The sequence below is a fragment of the Myroides sp. DF42-4-2 genome (assembly GCF_030326445.1).
In the GTDB taxonomy this organism is placed as follows: domain Bacteria; phylum Bacteroidota; class Bacteroidia; order Flavobacteriales; family Flavobacteriaceae; genus Flavobacterium.
This window is the reverse complement of sequence record NZ_JACAKI010000053.1, coordinates 1-1,277: the sequence shown is the minus strand read 5'-3', so window position 1 is coordinate 1,277 and position 1,277 is coordinate 1. Positions and strand designations below refer to the sequence as shown.

Below are 1,277 nucleotides of genomic sequence, written 5' to 3'. Positions count from 1 at the left end.
AACACATCGGCTACGTCACTGCTAAATTGAACTTTCGGTTCAATTTATCCGCCACTTCGCCAATGCGTTTCCCGTTACCTGCAAGCTGAAACCAAAAATCCGACAAAATAAAATGGTTGAAACATTGATAAAAACATTGCAACAAAAATATCTTATCAAAACAAACACAATTTCTAAACAAAAAGGTGGTTGGGCTTCTTTGGCTTATAAAATAGAAGATGAAAACGAGCATTTTTATTTTTTAAAAGTTTATGAAAAAAGTCGAAAATCAACTTCTTATTTAACGGAACACATCGACCTTTATCTTCCCATTGTGGATTGGCTTGATAATCAAACTCTGCTGAAAGGAAAAATCATTCGATTGATTAAAACGCAATCTGATGATTTTAGGTGCGAAGATGAAAATTATATATATGTTTTGTTTGATTACATTAAAGGAGAAACAGTTGGGGGAAAAAATTTAACCAAAGAACAAATAACTCAATTAGCCGAAATTGTCAGTCAGTTACATCATTTAAAAAAAACTCCTTTTGACCTTTCGCAGATTTCTGAAACATTTGACCTTTCGTTTATTTCTAAACTAAACAATTGGATAGACAAAAACCTTGACCAACTAAAAACGGAAATCAAAACGGTACTGCAACCTAATCTTTCAATTATAAAAAATCAAATCAACGAATGGTATAATTTATCAAATGCTTTAAAGGAAAAAGATTTAAAATATTGTTTATGTCATACAGATATTCATCATTGGAATCTTATCACAGACAAACAAAAATTATATCTTTTGGATTGGGAAGGAATAAAGTTTGCACCACCCGAAGCCGATATTTTCAGCATTTATCAGCAACCTTATTTTGATTTGTTTATCAAAAGATATTATGAACTCAATCCTGATTATCAGATCAATGAAACGGTTTTACAATATTATCTGACAAGTAGAAAACTTCAAGATATTTTTGAGTTTATCGAACAATTACAATTTGACGAACTCAATTCGGAAGAATACAAAATCAACTTAAACTATCTGAAAAAAGAAGTTGATAACATAATATCCAAACCTAAAAACACAGCCAGCAGGTAACAAGGGTTTTGCAAGAGCGGGGCGAAAATACTCCGTTGGAGATTTTCGCTATATTTGTAGCTTAGTGCTTCGGTCGATATTTTCTGCTGAAAATCCCCGCCCTCGCAAAGCCCAAACCGTTAGCGGTAATTTTACCAAACAGAATGTTGAACATAAAAAAATATAATCCGATGAAGCTATAAGTAACTGTCCA

The 1,277-nt window shown here is 32.3% G+C and carries 1 protein-coding gene; it reads left to right on the top strand.

Annotated elements, in window-relative coordinates:
- Window positions 1-112 precede the first annotated feature (112 nt).
- Window positions 113-1,084, top strand: a complete 972-nt coding sequence (locus HX062_RS16085) for an aminoglycoside phosphotransferase family protein (protein WP_090410533.1) — start codon at window positions 113-115, stop codon at window positions 1,082-1,084.
- Window positions 1,085-1,277 lie beyond the last annotated feature (193 nt).